The following is a 15,717-nucleotide window of genomic DNA, read 5'->3' as shown; positions in this document are numbered from 1 at the left end:
ATTTTTCATTCATCTACTTCTAAAATTTACAAGGCTTCTTCTAATACTTCCGCATTTTGCTCTTTTTTCTGATTGATTTGGCTATTCAATTTCAGTACATCCTGAAATAACTGATTAAATTGTTTCACTTGAGCATCTTCTTTAAACAAAATTTGATTGCCCTGCTTCTGCCACTCATATTTTTTTAACAAATCAAACATGGTTTCAGCTTTACCTAAAATTTGTAGCTCATTTAGGATTAGGGTATTTTCAGGGTCAAGTTCAGCATTCTGTTCGAGCTTATCCTGTAAGGGTTTCTTGAGGTCTTTACGCAAATCTATTTTTTTTAATTCGTTTAAAGCCTCGGTTTTATTTTGTCTATTTTTTTGCTGATATTGCTGCATTGCTTGTCGTACAGTCACCAGCATCTGTGTTGTTTCTACATAGTTCTGTTTACGGTCTGCATCCAAACGATTTACATCTAAAAAATGATCCCATTTGGCCGCTGCGAGCTGATTTAAATAAGTGTTCCGTGTATCAACATTCTTGGCCCAATATTTCAATAAAAACTCAGACAAGGTTTTGTAATCACCTTTGAGCCGATTATCATGAATATCAATATTTACTGGTTTAGAACGGTCTTGGGCTTGTTCAGAAAGTTGCCGCATTTTTTCAGTCATCACCAAATCAAATGCTTGGCGATTGGCTTCTTCATTCTTTATTGAACTATGGTCATAGTAGAAAAATCCAATAACAGCCAGAAAGATGATACCGAAAACAATCAAAAGTCGACGCATACCAAGCTCCGAACATCCTTATAGATTACTTAGAATATCCTAAGCGACTCTTTTTTGTATATTAATTATGCAAAATAACAATAAATAACTTTTGCTGAATAAGCTTAAAATGGGCATCACTTAAAAGTTTCACTTTAAATTTATGCAAACAAACCCCATCATAATCCAGAATTAGATTGTAGAGATTTCCCATGCGCGTAGATATTTGGTCAGATGTGGTTTGTCCTTTTTGCTATATCGGTAAAAAACGTTTAGAAGCTGCTGCTGAACAAGCAGGTATTGAGCTTGAAGTCCATTGGCACAGTTTTGAACTTGATCCTGAAGCACCTACGCGTCAAGAAGTTTCAAACTCTGAACGTCTTGCGCAAAAATATGGACGTAGCATCCCTGAAGTCGAAGATATGCAACGCAATATTGCAGCAATGGCGAAAGAAGAAGGCATCCAATTTAACTGGGAAAATGCCAACTCAGGAAATACCTTTAATGCCCATCGTATCATTCACCTTGCACAAAGTAAGGGTTTAGGTTCAGAAGCGGAAGAAGCTTTTTTCTATAGCTATATGACACAAGGCCTACCGATTGGTGAGCGTGAAACAATTGAAGATGTCGCATCTCGTATTGGCTTAAATCCGATCGAAGTTGATGATGTTCTAGACTCTGAAGAATATGCTGACTTTGTAAAATTCGATGAACAAGTTGCTCATGAACAATTAAAAGTAACAGGTGTACCATTCTTTGTCTTTGATCAACGTGTGGCTTTAGCGGGTGCTCAACCACGTGAAGTCTTTGTACAAGTGTTAGAAAAAGCCCTTGAAACTGCAAATGATGCTGAAATCGAACAACAGGATGGCCCTGTTTGTGCTGATGAGTCTTGTGAAGTTCCCAACAAATAAACTCAGACAATGAAGAAATTCCTTGAAGGAATTTCTTCATTGTTCAATAACTATCATAATATTTAAGAAAATCGCTAAAAAACAACGTAAATAGATCATAAAAATATATTGAATGATTTCTATGCCTTATTTTTAATGGGCCATTTTTAAAATTTTACGTGCCATTTTTGCAATACAGCGTTGCAGAAAAGGAACTATTCATCACCTTTTTCTTAGACTAAGATTTGTAAATATTTTTCGTTCCCACGAAATTCATGCGCTGTAGTTTCTTTTTTTAATTTTCTTATTTTTTAAGACACAACACCTCCTCTTTTGGAGGTGTTTTTGTTTATGCCACAATAAAATCGGCCTTGAGGATAAAATTAAAGTTATCCACAACAGCGTATAATTTTTCTTCATTCTCGATTTTCAAACGTTTATGGGATCTATTCACAATCGCTTATCTATTCTTCTTGGATAAGTGCATATTTTGTACCTAAAGCAATTTTTAGCTTAAAAGCTTTACTACAATTGGGCTGTGGATAATAAAAGCACTGATCTATTCAAAAACAGCTTAAACTGCGCTTTGGTTCGCGATATCGCTGATAGAATGCGTTTCATTTTAAATAAATTTATGTTTTTTGTACTTAAAATAGCGATTCCATTGAAATTCAGTGTTTTTTTAAGGCATAGTTATACTGAAAATTAAAAACTGAATGACTCAAAGTTTAAGAAGTGTGCATATGAATAAAATATCAATCTTCTCAAAACTACCTTATGTCTTAATATTAGGCGGTTTTTTTGGGAACGCTGCATTTGCAGAAGTAAATAGCAGTCTTGAAGCGAATGCTAAAACGGGGAAAGTCGATCAGCAACCTTCTTTAGCCACCACCAAAGAAAATGAGATCGGCTTGCTCAACTATATTCCAAAAATTGTTGACTCAACACCGACCATTTTTCCTGAACAATCTGATCAGGTTATTGTTCCTCCAACAGATGCGACAGAAGATCAAACTTGGGCCGACAAAAAGCAGAAAAAGATTAGCAATTGGGCAGACCGTACAGCCAATAAAATGGACAACTGGTTTGGAAAAACTGATCCGGCACATCCAGCATCAGCAACGTTGCGGATCATTGTTGATAATCAATGGAACAAACATGATGGTTATGATGTCAATCCACGTATTCGAGGGAAAGTAAAATTACCCACACTTGAAAACCGTTTAAGTGTGGTCTTTGGTGATGATTCATTAGATGATGAAATTTCCAATAATATTGCGATCAATAACAATCATGCTGATGGCAATCCAGATAAACGAGTGGATGGTAAACAAATTCGTGATGATAACAGCTCGATTGCTTTACGTTGGTCACAGCTTTCTAAACGCTTACCTTTTGACATAGATGCAGACCTTGGTATTCGTTCAGGCGATGATATTTATGCACGTTTAAAGGCCCAAAAGGATTGGAAACTGGGGAATGATTTTACTTTTCATGCAGAACAAATTTACCGCTATGGGATCGACAGTGAAAACTATTTAAGAACCAACTTAGAGCTAACCCATGCTCGCCCCAATCAGCCCTTTATTTCTAACCAATTCTATGTGACGTATGCAGATGAACAAGACGATGATTTAACTTGGGATAACCGTACTTATCGTCAACATCAGTTCTTTAAAAACAATCGATTTAACTACGGTATCTACACTGGCGGTTACTATAATGATAATGACCTTAAGCTCAACAGTTGGGGCCCTTTCGTGTCTTGGCGACAACCTGTTTGGCGTGAATGGTTTTACGTACAAGGTGATTTAAATTATTTTAATGATCGTCGTGAAGATCGTAGCCATTTCCCAAGTGCTTTGGTCCGTTTAGAAGCGTTATTTTAAGCATAAGCTGAATCTTTAAGCTGAACTGTGGATAAGTTTCGACTTATCCACTGATGTTGATAAAACGCCTGCCACATCCTTTTAATTCAATGAGGAAATTGAAAACAATTCAAAAGTAAAACTATAAGCGGGACCAAAGTCGCTTGAATTTGGCATATACATTGTTTCGTAAGTCATTCGCCCAATCGCCCTAACTTCTTTATCGACTAAAGCATCGTCTATTTTAAGGCTTGGATGTACTGCTATCGGTAACGCCATTCCCCCTTTCCCATCGCTAGCTGCAAGTTCATAGTTCTGACCATTTTTTTTCAATATACCAATCACAGCAGCCTGTGTGTTTTGTCGTAAGAACATCGCGTTATGTACTGAAAGATCTGTGGTATTTGCATTGCGCTTTTCAACAGCTGGAAGTTCATATGCCATCACTACTGTTGTAGCTAAACTGAGTAATACAGAACAGCCTATACATTGAATTCTTTTAAATTTATTCATTTAATCTTATTAATAAAAAAGCCTATCTCTAAGATAGGCTCTGTTAAAACAAATGACGACTTATTTAAGCAATAAATTGTTAATACGTTTTACATATTCCGCAGGATCATCAGGTAAACCACCCTCAGCAATTACTGCCTGATCAAAGATCACATTGGCTAAATCATCAAACTGTGCCGAACCTTCCAATTTTTTCACTAAAGGATGTTCTGGGTTAATTTCCAGAATTGGCTTAGATTCAGGTACAGCCTGACCCGCTTGTTTTAACATACGAATCAATTGTGGAGAAAGCTCACCATCGCTGGTCACTAGACATGCTGGTGAGTCCACCAAACGCGTTGTCACACGCACTTCTTTGGTCTTAGCTTTTAATGAATCAGAGAGTTTTTCAACCACAGGTTTAAACTGTTCTGCAGCAGCTTCAAGTGCTTTTTTCTCTTCAGCGTCTTGTAAATCACCAAGATCGACTGCACCCTTTGCGACATTTTGCATAGGTGTACCATCAAAGTCATGCACAAATTCCATCGCCCATTCATCAACACGGTCTGCCATAAGCAAAACTTCAATGTCTTTTTTACGGAACAATTCAAGTTGTGGTGAGTTTTTTGCAGCCGCTAAGCTATCGGCAGTCACATAATAGATGGCTTTTTGCCCTTCTTTCATGCGTGCTTTATACGCTTCCAATGATGTTGAAACTTCATCATTGCTCGAAGTAGAGAAGCGTAAAAGTTTTAGAATACGTTCACGATTACCAAAGTCTTCACCTAAACCTTCCTTGATTACTGAACCAAATTCAGCATAGAAGGTTTTAAATTTGTCTTGGTCAGCTTGATCTTCTGATTTTGCTAAAGCATCCAATGTTGTCAATACACGACGTGCATTTCCTTCACGGATGGTTTTCACATCACGGCTTTCTTGTAGAATCTCACGACTTACGTTAAGCGGCAGATCAGCACTATCCACCACACCTTGTACAAAACGTAAATAATTTGGAATCAGATTGTCTGCATCATCCATAATAAATACACGTTTTACATAAAGTTTGATGCCTGCTTTAGCTTCACGTGTGAAAATATTACTTGGTGCTTTACTTGGAATATAAAGCAATTGGGTATATTCAGTACTGCCTTCAACTCGGTTATGCGCCCAAGCCAGTGGTGCATCAAAGTCATGGGTTAAATTCTTATAGAATTCTACATACTGCTCTTCTGTAATTTCGCCTTTGCTACGTGTCCACAAAGCACTTGCTGAGTTAATCGCTTCCCATTCATCTGTTTTAACATAATGACCTGTTTTTTTCTCTTCGCCTTCAGCAGATTCTTCTTCCTGCCAAACTTCCTTCTGCATTTCGATAGGTAAGCTGATATGGTCAGAGTATTTATTGATAATTTGTTTAACTTTATAAGATTCTAAATAATCCAGCGCATCATCACGTAAATGCAAAATAATCGATGTTCCACGTGAAGTCTTCTCAATTTGTTCAACTTCAAAATCACCTGTACCGCCACTGATCCAACGTACACCTTCTGATGTATCTAAACCTGCACGACGAGATTCAACGGTAATCTTATCAGCAACGATAAAACCAGAATAAAAACCTACACCAAACTGACCAATCAGTTGCGCATCTGCTTTTTGGTCACCAGATAGCTTTGACATAAAGTCTTTGGTGCCTGATTTAGCAATCGTCCCTAAGTTATCAATTGCTTCCTGTTGGCTTAAACCAATACCATTATCTGAGATGGTGATTGTTTTGGCATCTTTATCTAAGCTTACACGAACATGTAAGTCTGGATCATTCTCATAATATTCAGGATGGTTAATTCCTTCAAAACGTAACTTATCACATGCATCTGAAGCATTTGAAATCAGCTCGCGTAGGAAAATTTCAGGGTTAGAATAAAGTGAATGCGTCACTAAATGTAAAAGCTGAGCCACTTCTGCTTGAAAGCTATGCTTTTTTGAACTGTGTTGTACGTTCTGTTCACTCATAAAATCACTCCGTAAATTCATAACGCTTTTTTATTGAATGCATTAGAAATGGAGTGGTTTAAGCATATTTCAATAGGAAAATTTAATTTTTTTTAAAATGGCCCTTGTTGGTAAACTCGATTCATATAAATTTCTAGTTTTTGCTGACGCATCTGATACGCATCGGTTAAACAGCGTAGATTGTCCTGACATTGATTGCGCAGTTGTAACCATTTCACTTGCTGATCCTGTATCACGCCCCGTGTTCCCATCGGAACGAGTTTACGGATAATGGTATAGGTGGTCGCCATTTTGACATCTGCATCGTTTAAACTGCGATGCTCACAAATGGCATGTTCGCTTTTGGTCTGAGCATGCTCACAATTAAAACTTGCAGCATTGGCTATAGTGCTGCTACTTAACCCTACAAATATTATAAAAATTAAATTTTTCATATCATGTCAAAGTCTTATTGATGTTCTGATAGATTAAATGGATTTAATCAGCGCTTATATAGCTAAAAATAACTATTTTTTATTGCTTCTTGTTTCAATATATAAGGCTCTGTAAAAATAAAAAAACTCGGTAAATTTACCGAGTTTTTTATGATTCTAAAGCAAACTTAGAATCTATAGCTATAACCCAAAGTATAGATAACTGGATCAATATCTAAATCAAATTTTGCAGCAGTAGTATTACCCGCTTTAACAGTCACTTCTGGGCTTAATTGAGCATAACGGGCATCAAAGAAAACACCCCAATTTTTTGCATCAGCAGGTTGGAAGTTAAAGCCGATTTGACCAGCAAAACCAAAATCTTCTTTAACTTTAACCTTAGTGCCCGCCAATGCCCCAGATGATTCCTCATCCCAAGCAAGGAATGCTGTACCACCAACACCAATATACGGTGTAAAACGTGTAGAGTTTTTAAAGTTATATTTAAACGTTACTGTTGGTGGTAAGTGTTTAAGGTTAACTGCTTTTTCACCATCTAATTTCACATCGTGGCTAATTGGTGTAGCTAATAAAACTTCCGCAGAGAAAGGTGTTTCACCAAAGATATATTCTACAGAAGGCGTAAAAGCATATTCATGGTCTGCTTTCACAGTCCCAACACCAGCAACTTTGGTGTCTTGTGTTGGTGCAATCACCGAACCACCAACTTTGACTTGCCAATCTGCAAATGAAGCAGAAGAAATTGCCATTAATGCAATAAGAGCAGTTTGCTTTAACATTATAAATACCCCAGCGTTGTTATTAATAAACATTAAACATAGGTATTAATAATATTGCAACATTTATTTAAATCAAAAATTATCATATATTTTCAAATAATTGTTATATAAGTAAATTTATTTTAACCATATCAATATGGTTGGTTTTTAAACCCAACTTAATTAATCAAGTTTATTTAATTAAAACCAAGTATTTTAATCAAGATAATATTATCGATTGGTTAGTTATTTTAAATAAATAAAATCATAACTATTATTTTATTTTTTAATATTTATAGGAAATTTCTCGCAAATACAAGTTGTTTCAGACTAAATAACCATAAAAAAAGGAGATTCATCAATCATTTAATGAATCTCCTTATGTTTGATCAATGCCAGCTTATAAAACCATCGCTGCAATCCAACCAAACACCAATAATGGAATATTAAAATGGATAAATGTTGGAACAACTGTATCCCAAATATGATCATGTTGCCCATCTACGCCCAAACCAGCAGTAGGTCCTAATGTCGAATCTGAAGCTGGTGAACCCGCATCTCCTAGTGCTGCCGCAGTACCAATTAAGGCAACAGTTGCAAGCGGAGAGAAGCCGAATTGTACACATAAAGGAACATAAATGACTGCAAGTACAGGCACACTTGAAAATGATGAACCAATTCCAATCGTCACAAATAACCCAATAAATAACATCAAGAAAGCAGCCAGCGCTTTATTGTCACCAATCAAATGAACAACACCGTTAACCAACTGATTAATGTCCCCAGTATGGGTCATCACAGATGCAAAACCCGCGGCAGAGATCATAATAAAACCGACCAATGCCATCATACGCATCCCTTGTACAAAAACATCATCCGCTTCTTGCCATTTAAAAATCCCTGCGGCAGAAAGAACAGAGAATCCAACCAATCCACCAAGAATCATCGAGCCTGAATACAATTGAGAGATCAGGGTTAAAATGATTGCCAGCAATGCCATAACAATAGTTTTCTTGGCAATCACAGGAGCTTCTTGTTTGGCTTCTTGCTCTAAGGCAATGCCATCAGCTTTTAATACCTCAACATTTACCGCACGAAGTGGTTTATCTAAATCAATCGTGGTAATTGGCGCAACATTACGATCAACATAAATACGCGGTTTACGATAACTGACAAAAACGGCAAATAAAGTACCAATCACCATACCCAATACAGGAATAGCCATTCCCATAGGCATCATGCTTCTTTCAACATGCAAATGATAAGCAGCGCCAATTTTGTTGATATTCCCCATCAGAATTTGTTCAAGAAAAATTGCACCAAAGCCTACAGGCAAGAAGATATATGTGCCGACTAAACCTAAGGTCAGTACACATGCTGCGGCACGACGGTCGAGTTTCAAGTGATTCATCACTTTTAATAACGGTGGAACAAGCACAGGAATAAACGCAATATGCACAGGGATTAAGTTTTGTGAACAAATCGCGGCAATCAGTAAAATACCCAATAATAAGAATTTTACTTTGGTTGCTTGTTTCTGCGTGGCTTCCATACCGAGTAAGCCAATCAGTTTATATGCCAATAAATCGGGCAAGCCTGACTTTGAAAGTGCCAAAGCGAAAGCGCCTAATACCGCATATGCCAAGGCAACTTCTGCACCATCACCTAAGCCCGCATTAAATGCTGTAACTGTATCTGACAGACTTAAACCTGCAACCAACCCACCTATAATTGCTGAAATAACCAATGTTAAAACAACAGAAACTCGTGCCAGTGACAAGATAAACATCACGGCAATCGCAATAACGACAGCATTCATGGAGAAATTTACGAAAATTTGAAAGCCGATATTTTATCAGATTCACTACAATGAAGCTGTAATTTAGTCGAACTGGTCATAAAATGAATAGGCCATGTGAAAACATGGCCTATTCTTACAAGAACTAATCATCACTTTGAGTAAATCAACTCTCACTATTTTTGAGTGCAAATGTTTGAATATATTGTGCAATGTCTTGTGGTTGGCTAAGTACTGCCCAATGGTTTGCATCAACTTCTACACGTTCAAAATCTGTTGCCCATTTAGGCACTTCATCAATCAATTCTGGGCTTACAAATTTATCTCTTAACAGTACAACAGCCTGTACAGGACATACTGCATAACGCTCACGTGGTCGAGTTAAACGTGGAAGAAAGTTAGCACGGTATAGTCCGATACCATGTTCACCATCTTTTGCAATATTTTGGTTTAACGGTAAGCCTTTCTTTTTCTCAAGTTGCGTTAAAATTGCGCCCCAGCGTTGTGGACTAAAGAAATGCCAAACGGTCGGTGCAAGAAATGGTAACTGGAATGCAACGATATACCAAGATTTAAATAACTGCTTAAAAAATTTAGGCTTTTCATGTAAGAACTGTTCACGCATCCAAAAAGCAGCATGATCTAAGCAAGGTCCAGACATGGTGGTATAAGACAAAATACGATTTTTAAATTTAGGTTCAGTCACAGATTCCCACGACTGAATCGAGCCCCAGTCATGCGCTGCAAGATGAAAATTACGATTGGGCAGTAGCTCATTTACCACGCACTCTAAATCCAGAGATAAGCGTGCTAAAGCATAATCACGAATTCGTTTCGGCACAGAAGACTGTCCTGCCCCACGTACATCATAAGTAATGATGTAAAATTTTGAGATCAATTGTTCAATAATAGGTTCCCAAACTTCCTGATTATCAGGATAGCCATGGACCAAAACCAATGCAGGGTTTTCAGCATTACCCCATGTTTTTGCATAAAGTTTTTGCTTATCTTGTGTGGATATCCAATAAGTTTGCACTTGCATTGAGTCACCTTTTATTGTTTTACCATTGGCTGTGATTTCGTAGTAGAGGGCATTTGGATCAATGCCACATTCCATTCAGTTCTTTATTATGGTTTAAAAATCGATAACTAGAATTGACCATGAATGCGCTAATCAAAAAACTACAGACAATCCCATTTGTTTCCAAATTTATGTTGAATCATTTTTCTCCATATAAAGGTGCAGGGATTGAAATCGAAAAAATTGATCTAAAAAACTATCATGTTCGGGTCAAAATGCCACTGACACACAGCAATCAAAATATTGTTGGTGTGCACTTTGGCGGTAGTTTGTATTCAATGGTTGATCCATTTTATATGCTTCTTTTAATGCATCATCTGGGTCCGAAATATATGGTTTGGGATAAAACCGCAAGCATCAATTTCCTTTCCCCTGGACGTAGTACGGTTTATGCAGATATTCGTTTAGATGCGATTGAAATCGAACATGTCAAAGATTTAGCGGAAAACTATAGTCCAGTCTATCGTAACTATACCGTGAATATTTTTGATGATTCTGGTTTAAGAATTGCTGAGGTACAAAAAACCGTATATATCCGTCGTAAAAACCCACACCCCTTAAAACGCTAAATAAGATTAAAATCAGTCTTGCTAAAACGAAATATCAACAGATGCAACAAGAGTGCTGAAGTGGTCAAATCTTTTAAGCTTAGATATGAATAGGGATAAAAAATAAGCGCATCACGTAATCAGCAATGCTAATACGTTGCGCTTATTTTTTTTTGAGTCTTGGGTTTAGACGCTTACTTATTTTGCTCAATAGCAGCACCAGCACCACCACCGATCGCGCCACCAATTGCAGCACCGGCATCACCGCCAAGAACACCCTTACCAATGACTGAGCCGATACCCGCACCGACACCACTATAGGTTGCGTTGCGATTTGAACCATTGTTGGCTTTGCTTCCTACAGCTGCACCACCGCCTGCACCAACAGCAGCACCAACGCCATTACCTGCATGATTACCTACACCGCCACCAACAGCACCACCAAGGGCCGCTGAAGCAATACGCTTATCGTTTGCTGACATGTTTTCACAACCTGTAAGCATCACAATAGGTAAACTCACACACATCATAGTCATTACTATTTTTTTCATGTTATTCATCCTTTCTATCTGAACTTACAAATGCAATTGATTACGACTGATTTTATGAAAACACTAATTTATGGATTAAATTAAATTTTCATGTTGCCATTTGTAGTTTTTGATTATCAAAGATGCACAATCGAATTTAAATAACATTCATGTTAATAAGAAATTATTAGGTCGCTTTCATAAAGCAAAAGATGATCATGTTGAGTGAATTATATTGGTACTGAAAGTCCCTTCTCGCTTTGGGAGAAGGCTAGGATGAGGGAAATTTCATGTTGATTTATCGTTTTAAAAAGGCGTTATGAAAAAAGCCTATTTTTGAGCAACCATTTTCTAGTTAAATATTTAAAAACAACAGGTTAATCATTAAATAACTCATATTGAATCTTAATTTTGCTTATTTAAATTTCTCTTTGAGAAAACGATAACTTGCATAAACAAGCATCAAGATTGCCAGCTGGCTGAATACCAAGAAAAGCATAAAAAAGAGTTCAGCAAAGACAACGCCAAGTTGATAGTGATACAAGGATTGGAATAAATAGCCATTTCGACCTAAACCTATGGTCATATCTTGTTTCGCGAAATGCCATTGCATCATCGAAAAACTAAACCAGATAAACCCAAGAATACATACAACTACAAGCACCGCATCCCACAACTTAAACTGCGCTGTCTGGAGCGTTGTTTGAGGTATAGTTTGACGCCCTTCTTGCCAAATCATGCAAAATAAAAAAACGGCCCAAATGCTGCTCAATAGCGAAAAATATGCAGTCACCGATACGGTATAAAATGCTAAGGGGCCAAACATTCCCGTTTGAATCTTTAATTTTTCTGTGATGAATTGAAATACATCGTGCTGCCAATTCATTTCTGGCTGAGCTGGTAAAATCATCAACAAGCAAACTGGAATGAACGTGACTGCCAGTAAAACTATCCATATATTTCTAATTTTAACTGCCATTTTTAATGTTTGTGACTGAGGTCTACTCAGTTGTATTAGTTCCGATCTGATCAGACATTGATCTTGAAAAAGAGAAAGTTACCCGTTTTGATAAAGGTGTCGAATCTTAATCAAACAAAGGTAACTTTCTTATGTTGCATACTAACAATCAAATCATCAAACACAAAGTAGGCTTACTCAATTTAGCTGAAGAACTTCAGAATGTATCCAGAGCTTGTAAAATCATGGGTGTCTCTAGAGATACCTTTTACCGTTATCAGGAACTCGTTGAATCAGGTGATGTTGATTCACTCATCAATAAATCCCGAAGAGTACCGAATCTTAAGAATCGTGTAGACGATGCCACAGAACAAGCCGTTATTGATTTCGCAATCCAATATCCAGCTTATGGTCAACACCGCAGTAGTAATGAGTTACGTAAAAATGGTGTATTCATTTCAGGTAGCGGGGTTCGATCTATTTGGCTCCGCCACGATTTAGAGAATTTTAAAAAGCGATTGAAAGCCTTAGAAGCCAAAGTGGCACAAGATGGCTTTGAGTTAAATGATCATCAGATTGCTGCACTTGAGCGTAAACATGAAGATGATGTTGCTTGTGGCGAAATAGAAACACACCATCCAGGATATCTTGGAGCCCAAGATACATTTTACGTTGGCAATCTGAAAGGTGTCGGTCGAATCTATCAACAAACTTTCATCGACACCTACAGCAAAGTCGTTCATTGCAAGCTCTATACAACGAAAACACCGATTACAGCGGCAGATCTGTTAAATGATCGTGTACTACCATTTTATCAGTCGCAGGATCTACCAATGCTGCGTATCCTGACAGATAGAGGTACTGAATATTGCGGTAAGGTTGAACAACATGATTATGAGCTATATTTAGCCATCAATGATATTGATCACACCAAAACAAAAGCAGCATCCCCACAAACGAATGGAATATGCGAGCGTTTCCATAAGACGATCTTGCAGGAGTTTTATCAAATTACATTTAGGAAGAAGCTTTATAATACATTAGAGGAATTACAAGCTGATCTAGACGTTTGGCAAAAATTCTATAATACTGAACGAACTCATCAGGGAAAAATGTGCTGTGGTCGCACACCACTGGAAACATTACTTGATGGGAAGCGAATTTGGGCTGAGAAGAATTTAGCTCAAATTTAACCTGACAGGCACACTAAAAAATGGGTAACTGTCAGATCTGGTTTGAGCTAGTACAACTCAGTATATAAAAAAAGACGCCCTAAGGCGTCTTCTTCATTTCAATATTCTTAACGGCTTATCTTAACGGATTATGCGAAGTTTTTATCTTCACTTCATGTTCTGTTCTATTATTTTGTTTTGCATGAGAACATAAGTACTCAAACATATTTTTTTCATGTAAAGCATGAGGTCCTAAATAAATTTTCTTTAAATCTGTGACAATATCTTGACCATAATCTATATAAAAGCGTTTAAGATTTTCATCATATTGAACAAAATGATCATCCCATTGAGTTACATACACTACTCGACACTCTTGTTCTTCTTTAAAAGCCATATGTTTAACCAAAAATCTAAGTGGTAATAAAATTTCTGCTAAGAGTTCAGCTTCATTAGAGTATTTCTTTAAATCTTGAGAAATTCTTTGATAAAGAGGCAGTATCAGATTTTCTAAGTTTTGAAATTCTTTTCTGACTCTATCACGTAATTGTTTTATTTCCTCAGCATATGTATCCCATTTATGGCTCTTTAAGCTTTTTTCTTCTCTACAAAAAGTCCATTCTTCTCTATGTGATATTTCAATAAGTTTAGAATCTGGATCAATATAAACGCAACGATACAATGGTAACTTTTGAATAATGTTTTCCTTCAAATCCTCAACTACAGAATTAGCCCTAATATCAGTAAGATCATCATCTTCTCTGCCTGCAATCACTGAATTATCAGCGTTTTGAAATCTGATATTCGAAAAGATATTCTCTTGTTCAAAAAACTGATTCGATAGAATTAAACTTAATCCACTACCTTCCTTTTGATTCTCCTTACCATAAAGTCGAAACTGATTTAGTGAATCATGATGTAAAGTAAAACATGCCATAAATGCTTGATCATTTGTTGATATTAAATCTGGCGATAAGTTTAAGTAATGATTCAATATTACTCCTTCTGTAGGGTCGTTCATCAAATCAATTGTATTTAGTCTCATATTAGAGTTTTTAGAAAATCCACATATGTCTTTAGCTAACAACAATTTAGCTACAAATGGAGATGTATAATGTGCGATTAGATCTTCATTCTCATGTTTGATAATCAAAGAACTCAAAAGAGAATCTACTTTCTTGAAGATCCCTAATAGGCTCATAGACAGACTTTTTTGAGTATTAAAAATTTTTCTTATCAAATGCTTTTTGTAATATATCTTAGTATATGATTCAGAATATTCTGGAATATTGTCCCAATAGTCTAATATACTATTTAATTTAGGTTTTTCTGTAGAATACTCTAACTCTCCTAATTTAAATTGAGCGTTATAGTACTGTTTTTCGTCATCTGTTCTCATAATATGCTTTAAATAAATCTTATTTTTAGTTTTTAACCACAAAAAATATTGTGCATATGCATATGAAAGTTCAGAATCTTTTCTTTTAACTTTTCTGAGATACTTTAGACATAACTCACTTTTTCCCAGTTTATTATATAAAAAACCTAGATTTGCTTGAGCTTTAGCATATGACTCAACTCGATCTGCTCTTAAAACATTTTTATACGCTTGCTCTGCTTCTGAAAATCGCTTCAAGTCAACCAACAAATTTCCTAAATTCAATTGAGCTTTAGCATATGTGTCAGCTCGATCTGCTCTTAAAACATTTTTATACGCTTGCTCTGCTTCTAAAAATCGCTCTTGTTGTTTTATTAAAATACCTAAATTCAATTGAGCACTTGCATATGTATCAACTTGATCTGCTCTTAAAACATTTTTATACGCTTGCTCTGCTTCTGAAAATCGCTTCAAGTCACCCAATAAATTTCCTAAATTAAATTGAGCACTTGCATATGACTCAACTCGATCTGCTCTTAAAACATTTTTATACGCTTGCTCTGCTTCTGAAAATCGCTTCAAGTCAACCAACAAATTTCCTAAATTCAATTGAGCTTTAGCATATGTGTCAGCTCGATCTGCTCTTAAAACATTTTTATACGCTTGCTCTGCTTCTGAAAATCGCTCTTGTTGTTTTATTAAAATACCTAAATTCAATTGAGCACTTGCATATGACTCAACTCGATCTGCTCTTAAAACATTTTTATACGCTTGCTCTGCTTCTGAAAATCGCTTCAAGTCACTCAACAAATTTCCTAAATTCAACTGAGCTTTTGCATAAATTTCTTTCATCTCATTAGAGGTTTTTCCAATTTGAGAAAATAATTCAATTGCTTTATCAATATTATCATTTCTATTTGCTTCAATTGCTTGTTCAAAAATTTCTTTTGCTTCTTTTAAATTCACCTCTTCTTCCCTCAAATATATTTAATTTTTGATTATACAAAAAAAGACGCCCTAAGGCGTCTTCTTCATTTCA

Annotated in this window: 14 protein-coding genes; 4 read left to right on the top strand and 10 right to left on the bottom strand. The window is 36.3% G+C overall.

Annotation, left to right across the window (positions count from 1 at the left end):
• Positions 1-26 precede the first annotated feature (26 nt).
• A complete protein-coding gene (locus tag FHR28_RS15345; RefSeq protein ID WP_105714611.1) occupies positions 27-776 on the bottom strand; it encodes a hypothetical protein in 750 nt (249 codons plus the stop codon).
• Positions 777-967: 191 nt separating this feature from the next.
• Between FHR28_RS15345 and FHR28_RS15340 the strand changes: the two genes are divergently transcribed.
• Positions 968-1,669 (top strand): DsbA family oxidoreductase, encoded by a 702-nt coding sequence (locus tag FHR28_RS15340; protein WP_004818526.1) that lies wholly within the window; start codon positions 968-970, stop codon positions 1,667-1,669.
• A gap of 722 nt (positions 1,670-2,391) precedes the next feature.
• On the top strand, positions 2,392-3,537 hold the full coding sequence (locus FHR28_RS15335) for a hypothetical protein (protein WP_035372393.1): 1,146 nt from the start codon (positions 2,392-2,394) through the stop codon (positions 3,535-3,537).
• Between the two features lie 81 nt (positions 3,538-3,618).
• Here the strand turns inward: FHR28_RS15335 and FHR28_RS15330 are convergent, their stop codons facing one another.
• From FHR28_RS15330 to FHR28_RS15305, 6 genes are all read right to left on the bottom strand, one after another.
• Positions 3,619-3,960: a hypothetical protein gene (locus FHR28_RS15330; protein WP_228722093.1), complete on the bottom strand. Its 342-nt coding sequence runs from the start codon at positions 3,958-3,960 to the stop codon at positions 3,619-3,621.
• 129 nt (positions 3,961-4,089) lie between these two features.
• Positions 4,090-6,021, bottom strand: coding sequence for a molecular chaperone HtpG (gene htpG / locus FHR28_RS15325; protein ID WP_166783010.1), 1,932 nt, complete (start codon positions 6,019-6,021; stop codon positions 4,090-4,092).
• A gap of 92 nt (positions 6,022-6,113) precedes the next feature.
• On the bottom strand, positions 6,114-6,455 hold the full coding sequence (locus tag FHR28_RS15320) for a lysozyme inhibitor LprI family protein (RefSeq protein ID WP_004818519.1): 342 nt from the start codon (positions 6,453-6,455) through the stop codon (positions 6,114-6,116).
• A 167-nt stretch (positions 6,456-6,622) separates the two neighbouring features.
• Positions 6,623-7,234, bottom strand: a complete 612-nt coding sequence (locus FHR28_RS15315; protein ID WP_016539694.1) for an OmpW/AlkL family protein — start codon at positions 7,232-7,234, stop codon at positions 6,623-6,625.
• Positions 7,235-7,613: 379 nt separating this feature from the next.
• Positions 7,614-9,032 carry a Na+/H+ antiporter family protein gene (locus FHR28_RS15310; RefSeq protein WP_004718465.1) on the bottom strand — a complete coding sequence of 473 codons (1,419 nt, stop codon included), beginning with the start codon at positions 9,030-9,032 and terminating at the stop codon, positions 7,614-7,616.
• A 145-nt stretch (positions 9,033-9,177) separates the two neighbouring features.
• Positions 9,178-10,053, bottom strand: a complete 876-nt coding sequence (locus FHR28_RS15305; protein ID WP_166783572.1) for an alpha/beta fold hydrolase — start codon at positions 10,051-10,053, stop codon at positions 9,178-9,180.
• A gap of 119 nt (positions 10,054-10,172) precedes the next feature.
• On the opposite strand from FHR28_RS15305, the gene FHR28_RS15300 reads away from it, so the two are divergent.
• Positions 10,173-10,661, top strand: coding sequence for a PaaI family thioesterase (locus tag FHR28_RS15300; protein WP_004818511.1), 489 nt, complete (start codon positions 10,173-10,175; stop codon positions 10,659-10,661).
• Positions 10,662-10,834: 173 nt separating this feature from the next.
• On the opposite strand, the gene FHR28_RS15295 is transcribed toward FHR28_RS15300, so the two are convergent.
• Together FHR28_RS15295 and FHR28_RS15290 are read right to left on the bottom strand one after the other, a co-directional pair.
• Entirely contained in the window at positions 10,835-11,191 is a 357-nt protein-coding gene (locus FHR28_RS15295) for a DNA transfer protein p32 (protein WP_166783009.1), read from the bottom strand.
• A gap of 394 nt (positions 11,192-11,585) precedes the next feature.
• A complete protein-coding gene (locus FHR28_RS15290; RefSeq protein ID WP_166783008.1) occupies positions 11,586-12,149 on the bottom strand; it encodes a hypothetical protein in 564 nt (187 codons plus the stop codon).
• 131 nt (positions 12,150-12,280) lie between these two features.
• On the opposite strand from FHR28_RS15290, the gene FHR28_RS15285 reads away from it, so the two are divergent.
• Positions 12,281-13,321 (top strand): IS481 family transposase, encoded by a 1,041-nt coding sequence (locus tag FHR28_RS15285; protein ID WP_166783007.1) that lies wholly within the window; start codon positions 12,281-12,283, stop codon positions 13,319-13,321.
• A 115-nt stretch (positions 13,322-13,436) separates the two neighbouring features.
• On the opposite strand, the gene FHR28_RS15280 is transcribed toward FHR28_RS15285, so the two are convergent.
• Positions 13,437-15,644 (bottom strand): tetratricopeptide repeat protein, encoded by a 2,208-nt coding sequence (locus tag FHR28_RS15280; protein ID WP_166783006.1) that lies wholly within the window; start codon positions 15,642-15,644, stop codon positions 13,437-13,439.
• Positions 15,645-15,717: the final 73 nt, after the last annotated feature.

Origin of the sequence: Acinetobacter sp. BIGb0196 (assembly GCF_011759595.1) — a bacterium.
In the GTDB taxonomy this organism is placed as follows: domain Bacteria; phylum Pseudomonadota; class Gammaproteobacteria; order Pseudomonadales; family Moraxellaceae; genus Acinetobacter; species Acinetobacter guillouiae.
The sequence above is the reverse complement of the archived record's forward strand: the minus strand, read 5'-3'. Positions and strand labels throughout refer to the sequence as shown.

Bases quoted from the DNA above. Each gene is read 5' to 3' on its own strand.
- FHR28_RS15345 (WP_105714611.1), bottom strand. From the start codon at position 776: ATGCGTCGACTTTTGATTGTTTTCGGTATCATCTTTCTGGCTGTTATT.
- FHR28_RS15340 (WP_004818526.1), top strand. From the start codon at position 968: ATGCGCGTAGATATTTGGTCAGATGTGGTTTGTCCTTTTTGCTATATC.
- FHR28_RS15335 (WP_035372393.1), top strand. From the start codon at position 2,392: ATGAATAAAATATCAATCTTCTCAAAACTACCTTATGTCTTAATATTA.
- FHR28_RS15330 (WP_228722093.1), bottom strand. From the start codon at position 3,960: ATGGCATATGAACTTCCAGCTGTTGAAAAGCGCAATGCAAATACCACA.
- htpG (WP_166783010.1), bottom strand. From the start codon at position 6,021: ATGAGTGAACAGAACGTACAACACAGTTCAAAAAAGCATAGCTTTCAA.
- FHR28_RS15320 (WP_004818519.1), bottom strand. From the start codon at position 6,455: ATGAAAAATTTAATTTTTATAATATTTGTAGGGTTAAGTAGCAGCACT.
- FHR28_RS15315 (WP_016539694.1), bottom strand. From the start codon at position 7,234: ATGTTAAAGCAAACTGCTCTTATTGCATTAATGGCAATTTCTTCTGCT.
- FHR28_RS15310 (WP_004718465.1), bottom strand. From the start codon at position 9,032: ATGAATGCTGTCGTTATTGCGATTGCCGTGATGTTTATCTTGTCACTG.
- FHR28_RS15305 (WP_166783572.1), bottom strand. From the start codon at position 10,053: ATGCAAGTGCAAACTTATTGGATATCCACACAAGATAAGCAAAAACTT.
- FHR28_RS15300 (WP_004818511.1), top strand. From the start codon at position 10,173: ATGAATGCGCTAATCAAAAAACTACAGACAATCCCATTTGTTTCCAAA.
- FHR28_RS15295 (WP_166783009.1), bottom strand. From the start codon at position 11,191: ATGAAAAAAATAGTAATGACTATGATGTGTGTGAGTTTACCTATTGTG.
- FHR28_RS15290 (WP_166783008.1), bottom strand. From the start codon at position 12,149: ATGGCAGTTAAAATTAGAAATATATGGATAGTTTTACTGGCAGTCACG.
- FHR28_RS15285 (WP_166783007.1), top strand. From the start codon at position 12,281: ATGTTGCATACTAACAATCAAATCATCAAACACAAAGTAGGCTTACTC.